Source organism: Halobellus inordinatus (genome assembly GCF_024498335.1).
Taxonomy (GTDB): Archaea; Halobacteriota; Halobacteria; order Halobacteriales; family Haloferacaceae; genus Haloquadratum; species Haloquadratum inordinatus.
In genome coordinates, this window is the sequence record NZ_CP101825.1 from 1,106,102 (window position 1) to 1,121,763 (window position 15,662).

Below are 15,662 nucleotides of genomic sequence, written 5' to 3' on the forward strand. Positions count from 1 at the left end.
GAGGTTCGTGAATCATATTGGCACCGACGGGGTGCCGATACTTTTCACATAGTTCTGTCTGACAGTATCAGTCCGAGACCGGGTGTTCGAGCGCGCGCATCATCGACAGGACGTTCTCCTCCTCACCGTCGAGCTGCTGGGGGTAGACGCCGATCGCGAGGACGAAGTCCTCACCGTCGCGGTACTTCGTCACGTGAACGAAGACGTCGATCTCTCGGCCCTCTACGGTCGCCGTTCCCGCGAACTTCGTCACCGTCGTCTCGGTCCCCTGGACGGTGATGTTCCGTTCGCTCACCTGTCGAATGTCGCTCAGGCCGGAGTAGCGCTGCTGGACGAACTCGACCAGCCGCGCGTTCGAGAACTGCCCGATCGGGTTGAGGGTCTGGCCGGCGATCTCGACGGCGGGCGTCGAGACCACGGTGAAGACACCGAGGCGCGTCTCGCCCAGCGGTCCGAGGTCCAGACTCTTATCGTAGCTCGTGACCTGGTTCGTGGCGACGACGCGGCGTTCCTGGCCGGCGACCTCGAACGTCCGGTTCACGGTGATTTCCCGCGTCCCATTCGACTCGTACCCCGCTTCTTCGACTGCCGAATCAGCGACGGCAGCCGGTTCCGCGGTGAACGTGAGCGCTTCGCTTCCAGTGAGAAAGCCGATACAGCCGCTCGTCGAGAGCAGGAGCGCGACGGCGACAGCGGCTACCACGCGACGGTTCGATATCACGACCGGAGGTACTCACCCGATCGGGTTTAAATCCGCGGGTCGACCCCGACGTCGACGATAGCAGCATTTGCACGTCATCACCCGCTCGATCGTCCGACAGTGTACGATCGGGTGCGCAATCAGTTGCAAATGCTACTATAGGGGTTATCGTAACTGTTCGGAGATTCTCGCCGTACCGTCCGGCGAGAAATCTATGGAGACTTACGATAATCCCTATATCTCGTTACCCGAGATACGAGACTGAAACGGTGTGTGGGCCAGTCGCGGTCTCCAACGTGACTTCCTCAACCAGTCGTTCCCGGACCTGTTCGCGCCACTGGTCGACAGCCTCCTGGTGGCGTTCGCGATGCCGTTCTCGCGTGTAGGGCGTCTCCGAGGCGCGGAGTTCGTCTTCGGTGTCGTCGACGGTCGGATACGACGGCGGGTCTGCAACGAACCGCTCGGGGGCGAGGTGTATCGGTGACGGCGCGTCGCCGGAGCCGCTCTCACTGTCGACTGCCACTGTGTCCGTCTCCGAACTGGACGCCGCTTCCTCGTCCGGACCGACGATGCCAGCGTCGTGGATCCGCGCTCGCATTCGACCCGAGAAGGGCGGCGTCACGCGCAGCACGACCGCCCGCTGGCTCCGGGACGCCGCTTCGAGTCCGTCGACGACGTCCGCTGTCGTCACGGCGAGCGATCTGATCCGATGCGGGCCCGTCGCGGACGACGCCGAATCCACAGACGAAGGTGGACGAGAGGGGTCCTCTCCCGTCCCATCGTGCTCCGTCATCTCACCCCGCGCCCCACCGCGCGGTGTCGGGTGCGCCGAGGTCACCGTTGCACTCGGGACATCGAGCGCGGAACGAGCCGGGAGAGACGCGAAAACCGCAGTCCTGACAGACGAAGGATTGTCGACCACTCATCACTCCGCCTGAAAGGATCCTGGCGTGTTAACTCTTACCGTGGTGTGTTCACGGGCGACGACATATTGAATTGCTTAATAGTGTAACCATCGTACAAGACATCACAGACGAATCACAATCTATTCATTCTCACAGATAACTGTTCTGTACAATGAGCAGTTCGGGGGACGACACGCGGTTACGCATCGACGGGGTCATCCGCCGTGTTCACGAGGCACTCGTGGAAGTGAAGACACGAGACGAACTCGAAGCCGCAGTCTGTCGAGCCTTTGCGGACTCTGAGCCGTACGTCTTCGCCTGGATCGGGGTGCACGATACCGACACTAACGCCGTCGTTCCGAGCGCGATTGCAGGGACGGGACAAGAGTACCTCGACGAGATCTCGATCGCGCTCGACGACTCTGCGGAGGCGAACGGCCCGACCGCGGTGGCGCTCCGCACCGGTACGGCGCAGATTATGCAGCGCATTCGGGACGATCCGGACTACGAACCCTGGCGCGAGCAGGCGCTTGCCCACGGGTTCGAATCGAGCGCCGCCGTTCCGCTCGTCGAAGGCGATCGGGCGTACGGCGTCTTGAACGTGTACTCCGGACGGCCCGAGGCCTTCGAGGCGTCCGAGCAGACGCTCCTGGCAGAACTCGGCGCGACGATCGGGACCGCGATCGGCGGCGTCTTGGCCCGCGAAGACCTGGAGGCCCAGAAGCGCCAGTACGAGCAGCTCACAGAGCGCATCTCGGACGCGTACTACGCCGTCGACTCGGAGTGGGAGATCACGTACTGGAACGACCAGATGGCCGATCGAACTGACGTGTCGGCCGCGGACGCCCTCGGCGAACGGCTCTGGACGGCGTTCCCCGAGATCGTCGGGACGGAAGCCGAGTCGAACTACCGGGCTGCGATGGAGACGAACGAGCCGCAGTCGTTCGAGATGTACGTCGAAGCGCCGTTCGACTACTGGGTCGAAGTCGATGTCCACCCCGACGAGGACGGCCTCTCGATCTTCTCACGGGAGATTACAGAGCGCAAACAGCGCGAACGGGAACTCACGGAAGCGAAGCGTCGCCTCGACGCGATCGTACACAACACGTCCGAAGCCATCTACATCAAGAACCGCGAGAGCGAGTACGTCTTCATCAACGAGGTCGGTGCTGACATCTTCGATGAGACGCCCGAGACGGTCGTCGGCAAGACCGACGACGAACTGTTCGACACCGAGAGCGCCGACGCGGTCAGAGCCGACGACCGCCACGTCTTCGAGACCGGATCCGGGGAGACGTGGGAGCGCGTCCGCTACGTCGATGGGACTGAACACGTCTTCATCGACAACAAGTTCCCCTACCGCGACGAGTCGGGCGAGATCATCGGACTCGTCGGTGTGAGCCGCGACATTACTGAACGCAAGGCGTACGAACAGCAACTCGAAGAGCAGCGCGACGGCCTCGACCTGTTGAACAAGGTCGTCCGACACGACATCAGGAACAACCTCCAGGTCGTGCTCGGTTACGGCGACCTGCTCGGCCCCTACGTCGACGCCGACGGGAACGAGCACCTGACCAAGATTCTGAACAACGCCGAGTCGGCAGTCGAACTGACCCACACGGCGGCCGACCTCGCGGAAGTGATGGTCCATCCGGACCGCGACCCGACCCGTGTCTGCTTGGACGACATCCTCCAGACGCAGATCACCGAGGTCTGTGAGACGTTCGATGGCGCCACAGTCGCAGTGGCGGGGTCGTTGCCGGCGGTCGAGGTCCTGGCCGACGATATGCTCTCGTCGGTGTTTCGAAACCTGCTGAAGAACGCCGTCCAGCACAACGACAAGGACGTTCCCGAAGTGACGGTCTCGGCGACGGTCGACGACGACGCGGGGGCGGTCACCGTGCGCGTCGCCGACAACGGCCCCGGGGTCCCCGAGGACCTCCGACCGTCGATCTTCGGGAAAGGCGAGAAGGGTCTCGACAGCGAGGGCACGGGCGTCGGACTCTATCTCGTTCGCACGCTCGTCGAGGCCTACGGCGGGGACGTCTGGATAGAAGACGAGACGGCGGGGCGGCCCGCCGACACGCGTACAGCGCCCGCTGCTGCGACCGACGCCGAGGGTGCGGTGTTCGCCGTCGAACTCCCGATCGCCTGAGCGGCGACGGCCGCCGACGCCTTCGAGAATACATATACGAGTCCGTACGCAAGGACGGGTATGAGCGATCAGCGTCCCGAAAGTGCGGGATGGTTCGTCGACGTCGATCCGGGGGACCTCGACGCCGGCGCGGCGGCGATCTACGACCGAACGGCCGAGCACCCTCGGGACTGGCCGGCCGAAGCGGTCCGGGCGGGCTTCGCTGCCGACGAAGCCGACTACTACGGCGCGCTTCACGAGGCGACGCTCGCGGCGACCCGCGAGGCCGTCCAGGAGCGCGAGCGCTCGGACGACAAACAGCTCACGCACGCGGTCCGCGCGATGGACGACGCCGAGCGAACCGCGAACGAACTCGCCGAGCGTCTCGCCGAGTGGGCAGGCACGTTCGACCGCGACGTCCCCGGCGGCGTCGACGGTGCCCGCGAGGTCGCAGCGTGGACCCCCGAGACGCCCGCCGAGGTGCGCGTCGTCTCGCTCGCCGAGCGGGTCGTCGACCTCGACGACGAGCGCGCCGAGCTCCGCTCGTTCGTGGAGTCACACGCCCCCGACGTCGCCCCCAACCTCGCCGAGATGGCCGGTCCCGTCCTCGCAGCGCGACTGCTCTCGCTCGCCGGCGGACTGGAGTCGCTGGCGAAAAAGCCCGCCGGGACGGTGCAGGTGCTCGGCGCGGAGGACGCGCTCTTCGCGCACTTGCGCGGCCGCGGCTCCTCGCCGAAACACGGCGTCATCTTCACGCACGAGTACGTCCGTGGGACTCACCCCGACCACCGTGGGTCGGCCGCGCGGGCGTTCGCCGGCAAGCTCGCGATTGCAGCCCGGATCGACTACTACTCGGGCGAGTTCAAGCAGTCCGTCCACGACGACCTCACAGAGCGGATGGCGACGATCCGCGAGCGGGAGGTGAGCCAATGAGCCCCGCGCTCCCTGCCGGCGTCGAGCGCCGGCGATTCGACGGCCGCGAGCGACTCGCCACCCGTGGCGACCCGGTCTACGGCGAACCGCAGGACGACGAGGGCTGGCGCGCGTGGGACGCCGGGCGGTCGAAACTCGGTGCGATGCTCGAAATCGGGATGGACCTCGGCATCGACGGCGACGACGGCGTGCTCTATCTCGGCGCGGCCTCGGGCACGACCGTCTCGCACGTCGCGGACTTCGCCGGCCCGACGTACGCCGTCGAGTTCGCCCCGCGCCCGACGCGTGACCTCGTCGGCGTCGCCGAGTCGCGGCCGAATCTCTTCCCGCTGCTGAAAGACGCCCGCGAGCCGGAGACGTACGCCCACGTCGTCGAATCCGACCTGGACTGTCTGATCCAGGACGTCGCGACCCGCGGGCAGGCGACGGTGGCGCTGCGGAACCGGGAGTTCCTCGCGCCGGACGGCCGGCTGCTCGCCGCGTTCAAGGCGCGGAGCGAGGACGTCCTCAGCGACCCCGCGGAGGTCTTCGACGACGTGCTCGCCGAACTTCGAGCGGGCTACGAGATCCTCGAAACCCAGCGGCTGGACCGCTTCCACGACGATCACCTCGCGGTCGTCGCCGAGCCGCGACCGGAGGGGTCCGAGTGAGCGCGCCGACGACCGCGTCGGTTCCGGGAGTGGCGCCATCGGCTTCGGGCCGACGGTCGCCCCCAGCGCGGATGGGCGAATCGTTCGCCGCAGCCCGCGACATATTTAATCGGCCGCCGCAAACCACGTGCCGATGGAGCTAGGGTCGGCGGACGCCTTCGACCGGATGGGCACGCTCGGCGTCGAAGAGGAGTTCTACATAGTCGACGAGCGGGGCTACCCGGCGTCGGGCATCTCGGATCTCGTCTACGATCATCCCCCCGGAGGAATCCTCGAGGACCGAATCGACCACGAACTGTTCCAGTTCACGATCGAGACGCAGACGCCGCTCATCGAGGACGTCGACGCGGTCGACGAGGTGGTCCGTGAGGTTCGCGAGGCTCTCGTCGATCACGCCGCCGAACACGGCTATCGGATCGCGGCCGCCGGACTCCACCCGGCGGCGAAGTGGCGCGAACTCGATCACGCCACGAAGCCACGGTACAAGTCTCAGCTGGACCGCATCCAGTATCCCCAGCACCGCAACACGACCGCCGGTCTCCACGTCCACGTCGGCGTCGACGACGCCGACAAGGCGACGTGGATCGCCAACGAGCTCCGCTGGTACCTCCCGCCGGTGCTCGCACTTTCTGTCAACTCCCCGTTCTGGAACGGCTTCGACACCGGATTAGCATCCGCTCGTGCGAAGATCTTCGAGGCGCTCCCGAACACGGGAATGCCGACGTACTTCGAGGACTTCGAGACCTACCAGCAGTTCGAGCGCAAAATGGTCGAACTCGGATCGATCGAGGACCGCGGGGAGCTCTGGTACGACGTGCGGCCACACACGGGCCACGGGACCGTCGAAGTCCGCACGCCCGACGCCCAGACCGACCCGGCGGCGACCGTGGCGTTCGTCGAGTACGTGCACGCGCTCGTCGAAGACCTCGCCGCCCGCTACGAGGACGGCGAGTCGGGGACAGACATCCGCCGAGAGATCCTCGACGCCAACAAGTGGCACGCGATCCGCTACGGCTACGACGCGTCGTTCATCACGCGCGACGTCGAAGACACGATCACGCTCGGCGAGTTCGTCGCTGCCGAGTCCGACCGTCTCGGCATCGACAGCCTCCGGACGCGCTTCGAGATGGAGAGCGGCGCGGCGTGGCAGCGTCGGATTCACGAGGAGGAGGGACTCGACGCACTCTGTGAAGCGCTCTGTCTCGACTGATCCCGAGAAAGGCTTTTGTCTCGCGAGTTTTGACCTTTCGACTAGAACACGATGTCCCCTGACGAGCCGACAGACGAGACCGAGAGCGACGGAACTGACCGACTGACTGACGCAGACGCGGCAGACGGGAGCGAAGACGACGGTATCGACATCGAAGTCGGCGAGGACACCTACCACGGATCCAGCGACGCGGCGGCGGCCGAGGAGGCGGAGACGGACGTCGATGCGGACGGCGAGAGTACGCGTGCACGCCTCGAAGCGGAGGCCGACCGCGCCGTCTCGGAGTTCGACGAGGGAATCGTCGACCTCCTCGCGTGGCTCCTCGACACGGAAACCCGCGCGCGGATCTACGTCTATCTCCGGAAGAACCCCCACTCGACGAGCGAGGAGGTCGCCGACGGGACCGGGCTCTACCCGAGCACCGTCCGCGAGGCGCTCGCCGAACTGCACGACGAGGAGACCGTCACCCGTCGCAAGCGCGAGAGCGCCGGCGCGGGCAACAACCCCTACGAGTACACCGCGATCGCGCCGAGCGAACTGGTCCGCGGCGTCGCCGAGCAGGTGCAGTCGGAACTGAACACGGTGTTCAACCTCGACCGCCGACTCGGTGACGACGCGGACGACGAGGGCGAGACGAGCGTCGGGCCGGTCACGATCACTGTCGGCGAGGATGGCGACGACCCGAAGCACGACGACGCTCACGACGCTAGTGACGAGGGCGACGGCGACGAGGATGAAGGCGGCGAAGACGACAGTGAACAGGCCTAGCACGCCGGTCGACGGCCACCGCTTCCGCGCCATTTTTAACGTTCCCCGGGAGACGTATCGTCAATGACCGGGCCTTGGACGGAGTGGGACCACGTGCTGAAAGTGGACCCGGACAAAGATCTCGTCGACGGCGAGACGTTCGAAGACGTCTGTGAGACTGGAACCGACGCGATCGAGATCGGGGGAACGCTCGACATCACGACCGACAAGATGCAGCGCGTCGTCGACGCGTGTTCGCGCTACGACGTGCCGCTGTACCAGGAGCCGTCGAATCCCGGGGTCGTCATCGAATCCGAGGACCTCGACGGCTACCTCGTCCCGACGGTGTTCAACGCCGAGTCCTCGTTTTGGGTGACCGGCGCACACAAAGAGTGGGTCCGCATCGACGGTCCCCTCGACTGGGACCGAACGACGACGGAAGCCTACGTCGTGTTGAACCCCGACGCGTCCGTCGCCGAAGTGACCGAGGCAGACACCGACCAGACCGCCGAGGACGTCGCCTCGTTCGCGGCCGTCGCCGAGAAGATGTTCGGCCAGGAGATCATCTACATCGAGTACTCGGGTACTTTCGGCGATCCGAAGAAGGTCGCGGCCGCCCGCGACGCGCTCGAAGAGTCGACGCTGTTCTACGGCGGCGGGATCCACGACTACGACACCGCCTACGAGATGGGGCAGAACGCCGACACGATCGTGGTCGGCGACCTCCTCCACGACGAAGGTGTCGACGCCGTTCGGGAAACCGTCGAAGGCGTCAAGGACGCCCACGCCGAAGCCGTCGTCGAGTAGCGCGCTCTGCTCCGGCCTTCACTCCCCGCCGCTATTTTCGCCGCTCTCCCGCACGTTTCGTCGCTGTCTTCGCCCTCGCATTCGCCTTCGTTTTTGCGTCTCCTCGGACGACCGATCGCTTGAGCCGCGCGCACCGCTCGCAGTTCCGTGCGGGGACGACACACTTCGGGTCCGAACCGACCGTTTTTAAGACCGGGCGGTCGGTAACACGGAGTATGCAAGGCAGAACCTTCACGGCCGACGCCGAGCCTGGCGACGAGGTCACTGTCGCTGGCTGGGTCCACGAGGTCCGTGACCTCGGCGGGATCGCCTTCCTGATCCTCCGAGACAAGTCTGGGAAGATTCAGATCAAACTCGAAGAGGACTCGATGGACGCAGATCTCGTCGAGACCGGACTCGACGTCTCTCGGGAGAGCGTCATCACCGTCACCGGCTCGGTGAAAGAGGAGCCGCGCGCGCCGACCGACGTCGAGATCATCCCCGAGAGCATCGAGGTGCTCGCGGAGTCCGACACCGAACTGCCGCTCGACCCCTCCGGAAAGGTCGACGCCGAACTCTCGACGCGGCTCGACAACCGAACGCTCGACCTCCGCAAGGAGGAAGTGAAAGCGATCTTCGAGATCCGCGCGGAGATCCTCCGCTCTGTCCGCGACGCCTTCCGCGACATCGGTTGTACGGAGATCAACACGCCGAAGATCGTCGCGACCGGGACCGAAGGCGGCACCGAGCTGTTCCCGATCACCTACTTCGGCGAGGAGGCCTTTATGAACCAGTCGCCGCAGCTGTTCAAGCAGCTGATGGTCGGCTCCGGCCTCGAACGCGTCTTCGAGATCGGTCCGATCTTCCGCGCCGAAGAGCACAACACGCCGCGGCACCTCAACGAGGCGACCTCGATCGACTTCGAGTCGGCGTTCGTCGATCACACGGAGGCGATGGACGCCTGCGAACACGTCGTCAAGAGCGCCTACGAGGGCGTCGCAGAGAACTGCCAGCGTCAGCTCGAACTGCTCGGTCTCGACGAGGAGTTCGAGGTGCCCGAGGGCGACTTCCCGCGGCTCACCTACGAGGAGGCCATCGAGCGGATCAACGCGACGGGCGAACTCGACGAACAGCTCGTCTGGGGCGACGACCTCCCGACCGAGGGCGAGCGCGCGCTCGGCGAGGACGTCGGCGAGCACTACTTCATCACCGACTGGCCCAGCGAGATCAAGCCGTTCTACATCAAGGACCACGACGACGACGAGCAGCTCTCGACGGGGTTCGATATGATGCACCCGCGGATGGAACTCGTCTCCGGCGGGCAGCGTGAACACCGCTACGATCACCTCGTCGCCGGCTTCGAGCAGCAGGGTCTCAATCCCGACCAGTTCGAGTACTACACGAAGATGTTCAAATACGGGATGCCGCCGCACGCCGGCTGGGGTCTCGGCGGCGAGCGTCTCGTGATGACGATGCTCGGTCTCGATAACATCCGGGAAGCTGTGCTGTTCCCGCGAGACCGCCAGCGCCTGAGTCCCTAGAGCGAAGGCGTCGCTGTCGAGCGGGAGCCAGAAAAGCGAGCGAAGTGAGCTTTTCGCTGTTCCCGCGAGACCGCCAGCGTCTGTCGCCGTAAGCGACGACGCGACACTATCGCGGGGGCAAGCGATTCCTTCGGGATCGCCCTGTTCCTGCGAGACCGCCAGCGCCTGAGTCCCTAGAGCGAAGGCGTCTCTAATGAGGGGTCGTGGTACCTCGACCCTCAGAAGGGTTATCCCTCCCACGACCTTCGGGTTAGTTGTAATGGCACACGGTAAGGTTGATTTCTTCAACGACACAGGCGGCTACGGTTTCATCTCGACTGACGACGGCGACCTCGACGACGACGAAGACGTTTTCTTCCATATGGAGGATGTCGGCGGCGAAGACCTCACGGAAGGTACTGAGGTCGAATTCGACATCGAGTCCTCGCCCAAGGGGCCTCGCGCGGCGAACGTCGTTCGACAGTAATACCGAGACACACCTGTCGCTCACAGCGACAGACACCATCTCGATTTTCATAGGGATTATCGTAAGTCCGCATAGATCTCTCGCCGGACGGTACGGCGAGAATCTCCGAATAGTTACGATAATCCCTATCAGACGACAGGCTCCGAGCGAACGCTATAGTAGCGTTTGCAACGGATTACACAGCCAATCGCACGACTGCGTGCGATTAGGTGAGTGAAGACTTGCAAACGCTACTATATATCTGTACACGCTGCGTGAGCGGTTCCTTTTCTCGGGTGGAAAGTCGCTTATGACGCTCTCATAGGCCGCAGTATCGTGACGTCGGCTGTGGCGACGCAACCCCCGCCGAAACCGCGCCCGATTTAACGGCGCGTGCGCAACCGACGCACGATGACCGACGAGGCGACGGCGTTCGTTCCCGGGCACGTCACGGGGTTTTTCAGCGCGCACCCGGACGAGGACCCGTTAGTTGCGGGCTCGCGCGGTGCGGGCATCACCCTCTCACACGGCGTCGAGGTGCGGATCGAACGCGACGCCGGAGCCTCGGACGTGACGCTCAACGGCGAGGTTCTCACCGTCGACGCCGTCGACGCCGTACTCGACGCGCTCGGCGCGACCGACGCGGCCGTGACCGCCGAGACGCCCCTCCCGCTCGGAGCCGGCTTCGGCGTCTCCGGTGCGATGGCGCTCGGAACCGCCTACGCGGTCAACGCGGCGTACGACTGTCGTCGGACCGAGAACGCCCTCGTCGCCGTCGCCCACCGCGCGGAAGTCGAGGCGGGGACGGGGCTCGGCGACGTGGTCGCGCAGGCCCGCGGCGGACTCCCGATCCGGCTCGAACCGGGCGCGCCCGAACACGGCCGGCTCGACGGCGTCCCGGCCAGCCCGCGCGTCGAGTACCTCTCGTTCGGCTCGGTTTCCACAGAGGAAGTCCTCTCGGGTGACACCCGCGCGCTGACGGCTGCGGGAGAGCGTGCGCTCGCGGACCTCCGCGAGCGGCCCACGCCTGACCGTCTCGTCTCCCTGTCGCGCCGCTTCGCTCGCGAGGCCGACCTCCTGACCGACCACGTCGCCGACGCCATCGCGGCCGTTCGCGCCGCGGGCGGCGACGCAGCGATGGCGATGCTGGGTGACACCGTATTCGCGTTCGGAGGGGACCTCTCGGCGGCGGGCTACGACCCCGAGGTCTGTTCCGTCCACGCCGCGGGGGCGACGCTCCGCGCGCAGGGCGCACGCGACGCCTGAGCGAACCTGACACCTGACGTTTCCGCCGACGGTCCGCGATCGACGCGTGACGGCTGCTGTGGCTGCTCGTCGAATCGGCTCGCTTTTTGTTTGCCCCGTAAATATCGGGGTATGAGCGAGATCGACGTCCCGGAGAGCCACCCCCGATACGAGTCGCTGCTCACGCGACACCGCATCGAAGCGGGCGTAGAGAAGGGGATCACGAGCAAGCAGGGCCTCATCGCGGAGGGCCGCGGCGAGGCGTTCGACTACTTGCTCGGCGAGCAGACGACGCAGTCGGCCGATCGAGCCGAGCGCGCCGCCGCCGCGTTGCTGCTTCTCGCGGATCATCCGGTCCTCTCGGTCAACGGCAACGCCGCCGCGCTCGTCCCCGGCGAGATGATCGAACTGGCGTCGGTGGTCGGGGCCGACATCGAGGTCAATCTGTTCAACCGGACGGACGAGCGGATGCAGGCCATCGTCGAACACCTCCGCGAGCACGACGCGGGCGAGGCGGGCGTCGAAATCAAGGGGCTCACCGCCGACGCCCGGATCCCCGGGCTCGATCACGAGCGCGCGAAAGTCGATGCCGACGGCATCGGATCGGCCGACGTCGTGCTCGTGCCGCTCGAAGACGGCGATCGGGCCGAAGCGCTCGCCGAGATGGGGAAACGGGAGATCGTGATCGACCTGAACCCGCTGTCGCGTTCGGCACAGACTGCGACAGTGCCGATCATCGACAACATCCTCCGCGCAGTGCCGAACATCACCGAACACGCGCGGACGCTACAGGAGGCCTCACGGGGGGAACTGGAGACGATCGTGCGCGAGTTCGACCGCGAGCGCGCTCTCGCGGCCGCCGAGGACGCGATTCGCTCCGGCACGCTCGAGTGAGCGTCGCACAGCACTCTCGGACCGCTACTGTTCTCGCAACTCGGCGTCGGTAAGCGCGTCGTTGAGGTCGTCGCGGACGAACTCGCCCGTCTCTCTGTCCATCGCGGTCGTCACGATACGGTTCTCCTGGACGCTGGAACCGTCCCGGAGTAGAAGTCGGACGTTGCCGTTGTCGTCGGCGCGCGTAACTTTCGCTCTGAGTCCCGTCCGCGACCCGGTCCCGCCGGCGTCGATCGGGCCGGGCACGATCTTCTTCACGTGCGGGTGGTTGGCGACGACGCCGATCGCCTTGCGGCCGCGGCGCCCGCCGATGAGCGTCGAGTGCGACCCGCCGAGTTTCTCTCGCGGCGGCGTCTCGACGACTTCCAGCGACCGTTCGCCGCGGCGGTCGAGGACGCGCTCGACCGGGTCGTCGGCTGCGACGCGGTAGAACTCGTGGTGCAACTGCGCGCGGGCTTCCCGCAGTACGTCGCGGTCGCCCGCTGCAAAGACGGTCTCGGGACGCTTCCGGCGGATCTCGTCGGCGACGCGCCCCGCGAAGTTCCGAAGTTCGACGACCTCGGCTTCGGGGTCGTCTTCGGGAACCGTCGTCAGCGTCGTGCGGCCGACGATCTCCTCGCCGTCGAGCATCGTCAGTTCCGCGCGGTCGCGCTCGAACGCGACGACGACGGCGTCGCAGTTGGCCGTGTTGCAGACCAGACAGTAGTCCCCGGGGCGTTCGAGGGGCGTCCCGCACCGCCGGCAGTCCATAGCGGTGGAAGACGACGGAAAAATAAAAGCGCGGCTATCGAGTCACTGGCTTGGCTGTGCGCATAAGTCCGAAAATGACGCCGCAGCGGGCGTACATCCACAATTCGCGCTCACAACTCCGTCGGACTCGTCTTCAGGTACTCCCGGAGAAGCACCGTCGCGTACGACCCCGACGGCAGCGAAAACGACAGGTCGTAGGTGTCCTCGCTGTCCTCGAGGTCGGTGTCTACGTCGACGCACGTCCGAAGGAGGACCGCTCGGCGCGTCCCCGTCGAGTGGAACTCGCCGGGCAGATCGAAGTCGGACGGTTCGAGGCCCAGATCGTCGAGGACTGCGCGCTCGACGTCGCCGGGTTCGCCCTCTACGAGGTCGGTTTCGGTGCCGACGAGCGGCGCCGTCACGAACGCCCGGCCGCGCTCGCAGTGGCGGCGCATCACGTCCACGCGTCGCTCGGTCGCCGTCTGCGTCCGGTCCGTGTCCGGCCGATAGAGCCCCTCGGGCGCGTCGGTGTCGGCGAAGCAGACGACGTCCCCCGCGACCGGTTCCGAGAGCGGGAGCCCACGCGAGAGCCGCTCGCTGACGATCCGGTTGAACGCGTACGACTGCGCGGCGTTGACGAACAGGCGCTGAAGGTTCTGGGGGACGGCTTCGAGCGCGTGTCGCCAGTCTTCTGCGGTCTCGTCGCCGTCTTCGTGCAGCCGGTGCAGCATCGCACGCTCGAACCGGAGTGCGCCGGGCATTCGATCGAGCGCCGCCTGCCAGTCGGGATCGGTCGTCGCGGCCTGCTCGTCGACGAACGCCCGCGCGGCCTGCGTCGCCTCCGGTTCGGCATCGAACGGATTGCCGACGTACGTCAGGACGGCTTCGCGCCACTCGCCGCGGGCGACGCACAGGCCGACCTCGTGGGTGACGGGACGGCGGCTGCCGAAGCGCTGGTGGCCGAAGTAGTTCGGGACCGCGACGTCGACGCAGCCGTCGGCCTCGGTGAACACGTCGGCGACGCTGCGCTGACGCTCGTCTGCCGCCTCCTGAAGCCGCGCGTGCAGTTCGGCGGTGATCCCCTCGACGGGCGTGACGTCGGCGTCGCGAACGCGGATCTCGAAGGCGTTGCCCGCGAGATCGCCGAAGTGGAGCGTTCGGCCGACCCGGCCGAGCACCTCGACGTCCGCGTCGTCGATCTCGGGTAGGTCGTCGGGATCGACGTCCGAGAGCGTGAATAGTTGCGTCGTGACCGCGTGTTTGTCCTTCGTGCCCGCCCACGAGACCCGCTCGCGGCTGATTCCGAGCGCGTTCGAGAGCCGGTGAGCGAAGTCGTTCGTGTCCCACTGCCGGAGCTCCGCGCGGACGAGCAGGTGCGGATAGTCGCCCGCGTCGGCCGCGAGCGGTTCGGGCTCCATCGTCTCCAGTTCGCGGACGCGGAAGTCCTCGGGCGTCGTCCGCAGGCGGCCGCCGGTCCCGTCGGCGTCGCTGAAGTAGTACTCGATGCCGACGCGCCGTTCGAGCGGGTGTGCCTCGCGCATCTGGTCGTCACCGGGTTCCCGCTCTGGGGGTAAGGCCGCTCCGGTTCGGCCTTCGTCTTACTCGCGCGCGGCGTCGCCCCGCCGGACGGGGTCGTCCCACATTCCGGTGATCTCGAAGCGCGCGCCCCCAGAGTCGGCCTCGCGGACGTCGATATCCCATCCGTGGGAGTCGGCCACAGCCGAGACGATATTCAGGCCGAAGCCCGTTCCGCGGTCGGCGGTGGTGTATCCGTAATCGAAGACGCGCTCTCGGTCGTCCGCGACGATGCCTGGGCCGTCGTCGGCGACGACGATTCCGCGCCCCCCCGGCGTGGTCGACACCGTCACGGTGACGCCGCTGTCGCCGGTCGCGTGCCGGACGGCGTTCTCGAAGAGGTTCTCGAAGAGTCTGCCGATCCGGCTCTCGTCGGCCGTCACGGTTCCGAGGTCGTCTTCGACGACGAGTGTCGGCGCGCCCCGGGCGTTCCCGTGCGCGCTGCGGCCGTCTCTCCCACCGACGACGGCTTCCCAGGCGCCGTCGACGACCTGATTCAGATCGACCTGGACGGGATTTTCGACGCGGTCGCCGTGGCTGACGAGCGTTCGCACGTCGTCGACGATGTCTGCCATCCGACCGTGGACACGTTCGAGACGGTCTAAGAACTCCTCGCCGCCGCAGACCTCGCCGCGGAGAATCCCCACCTGCGCCTGCGCCGCGTTCAGCGGGTTCCGGAGGTCGTGTGTCAGGATCTCGGCGAAGCGTTCGAGTTCGCGCTCGCGCTCGGTCTGTTCGCTCACGTCGCGAACGACGCTCACGAAGCACTCCCGTTCGCCGACGGTCGTCGGCGAGACAGTCGACTCCGCCCAGAACGTCGTTCCGTCGCGCCGCTCGACCTCCCAGCGATACGTCCCCGACCCCGTCTCGCGGGCCGTTCGCTCGGCGCCCGTCCGTGCGTCCTGCGCCTGCGCTGGGGACACGGCGCACTCGTCGATCCCGAGTTCACGGAAGGCTGCCGGCGGGTAGCCGAACAACTCCTCGACGGTGCCGTTGACCGCGACGACCTCGCCGCTTCCCGCGTCGCGAGCGATCACGGCGTCTCCGAGATCGTCGACGACCTCCAAGAGTAAGCTATCGGCACTCGGACCCGCGAACTCGCTCATCTTCTGTCTCTCCGCACGGACCTGTGGTAAGTCGTTTGGCCGTTCGACCCCATCGATGGTCG

At 66.4% G+C, this 15,662-nt stretch carries 15 protein-coding genes; 10 read left to right on the forward strand and 5 right to left on the reverse strand.

The annotated features are described in order from the left end of the window. Positions 1-67: 67 nt before the first annotated feature. Both NO362_RS05660 and NO362_RS05665 read right to left on the reverse strand, forming a co-directional pair. A complete protein-coding gene (locus NO362_RS05660) occupies positions 68-718 on the reverse strand; it encodes a DUF6517 family protein (protein WP_256288407.1) in 651 nt (216 codons plus the stop codon). Positions 719-944: 226 nt separating this feature from the next. Further along, positions 945-1,493 (reverse strand): DUF8009 family protein, encoded by a 549-nt coding sequence (locus NO362_RS05665; RefSeq protein ID WP_256546435.1) that lies wholly within the window; start codon positions 1,491-1,493, stop codon positions 945-947. Positions 1,494-1,777: 284 nt separating this feature from the next. Here NO362_RS05665 and NO362_RS05670 point away from each other — a divergent pair, with 284 nt between their 5' ends. From NO362_RS05670 to NO362_RS05715, 10 genes are all read left to right on the forward strand, one after another. Further along, entirely contained in the window at positions 1,778-3,760 is a 1,983-nt protein-coding gene (locus NO362_RS05670) for a PAS domain-containing protein (RefSeq protein ID WP_256546436.1), read from the forward strand. Positions 3,761-3,820: 60 nt separating this feature from the next. After that, the gene (locus tag NO362_RS05675; protein WP_256546437.1) at positions 3,821-4,672 is read left to right on the forward strand and encodes an NOP5/NOP56 family protein; all 852 of its coding nucleotides are present in this window, start codon (positions 3,821-3,823) and stop codon (positions 4,670-4,672) included. Beyond that, the gene (locus tag NO362_RS05680; RefSeq protein WP_256546438.1) at positions 4,669-5,322 is read left to right on the forward strand and encodes a fibrillarin-like rRNA/tRNA 2'-O-methyltransferase; all 654 of its coding nucleotides are present in this window, start codon (positions 4,669-4,671) and stop codon (positions 5,320-5,322) included. The genes NO362_RS05675 and NO362_RS05680 overlap by 4 nt, the downstream gene beginning before the upstream one ends. A gap of 133 nt (positions 5,323-5,455) precedes the next feature. After that, a complete protein-coding gene (locus tag NO362_RS05685; RefSeq protein ID WP_256546439.1) occupies positions 5,456-6,532 on the forward strand; it encodes a glutamate--cysteine ligase in 1,077 nt (358 codons plus the stop codon). A 51-nt stretch (positions 6,533-6,583) separates the two neighbouring features. After that, positions 6,584-7,300, forward strand: a complete 717-nt coding sequence (locus tag NO362_RS05690; RefSeq protein WP_256546440.1) for a winged helix-turn-helix domain-containing protein — start codon at positions 6,584-6,586, stop codon at positions 7,298-7,300. A gap of 63 nt (positions 7,301-7,363) precedes the next feature. Further along, the gene (locus NO362_RS05695) at positions 7,364-8,086 is read left to right on the forward strand and encodes a phosphoglycerol geranylgeranyltransferase (RefSeq protein WP_121568900.1); all 723 of its coding nucleotides are present in this window, start codon (positions 7,364-7,366) and stop codon (positions 8,084-8,086) included. Positions 8,087-8,301: 215 nt separating this feature from the next. Further along, positions 8,302-9,606: an aspartate--tRNA(Asn) ligase gene (gene aspS / locus NO362_RS05700; RefSeq protein ID WP_256546441.1), complete on the forward strand. Its 1,305-nt coding sequence runs from the start codon at positions 8,302-8,304 to the stop codon at positions 9,604-9,606. 259 nt (positions 9,607-9,865) lie between these two features. Then, entirely contained in the window at positions 9,866-10,072 is a 207-nt protein-coding gene (locus NO362_RS05705; RefSeq protein WP_004978121.1) for a cold-shock protein, read from the forward strand. Between the two features lie 390 nt (positions 10,073-10,462). Beyond that, positions 10,463-11,317, forward strand: a complete 855-nt coding sequence (locus NO362_RS05710; RefSeq protein ID WP_256546442.1) for a pantoate kinase — start codon at positions 10,463-10,465, stop codon at positions 11,315-11,317. A 111-nt stretch (positions 11,318-11,428) separates the two neighbouring features. Beyond that, entirely contained in the window at positions 11,429-12,190 is a 762-nt protein-coding gene (locus tag NO362_RS05715; protein ID WP_256546443.1) for a 4-phosphopantoate--beta-alanine ligase, read from the forward strand. A gap of 24 nt (positions 12,191-12,214) precedes the next feature. On the opposite strand, the gene NO362_RS05720 is transcribed toward NO362_RS05715, so the two are convergent. The 3 genes from NO362_RS05720 to NO362_RS05730 all read right to left on the reverse strand — a co-directional run bounded on the left by NO362_RS05720 (position 12,215) and on the right by NO362_RS05730 (position 15,600). Continuing rightward, on the reverse strand, positions 12,215-12,940 hold the full coding sequence (locus NO362_RS05720) for a DUF2103 domain-containing protein (protein WP_121568896.1): 726 nt from the start codon (positions 12,938-12,940) through the stop codon (positions 12,215-12,217). Positions 12,941-13,050: 110 nt separating this feature from the next. Then, positions 13,051-14,460, reverse strand: coding sequence for a tRNA pseudouridine(13) synthase TruD (gene truD / locus NO362_RS05725; RefSeq protein ID WP_256546444.1), 1,410 nt, complete (start codon positions 14,458-14,460; stop codon positions 13,051-13,053). A 57-nt stretch (positions 14,461-14,517) separates the two neighbouring features. Continuing rightward, positions 14,518-15,600, reverse strand: a complete 1,083-nt coding sequence (locus NO362_RS05730) for a sensor histidine kinase (RefSeq protein WP_256546445.1) — start codon at positions 15,598-15,600, stop codon at positions 14,518-14,520. Positions 15,601-15,662 lie beyond the last annotated feature (62 nt).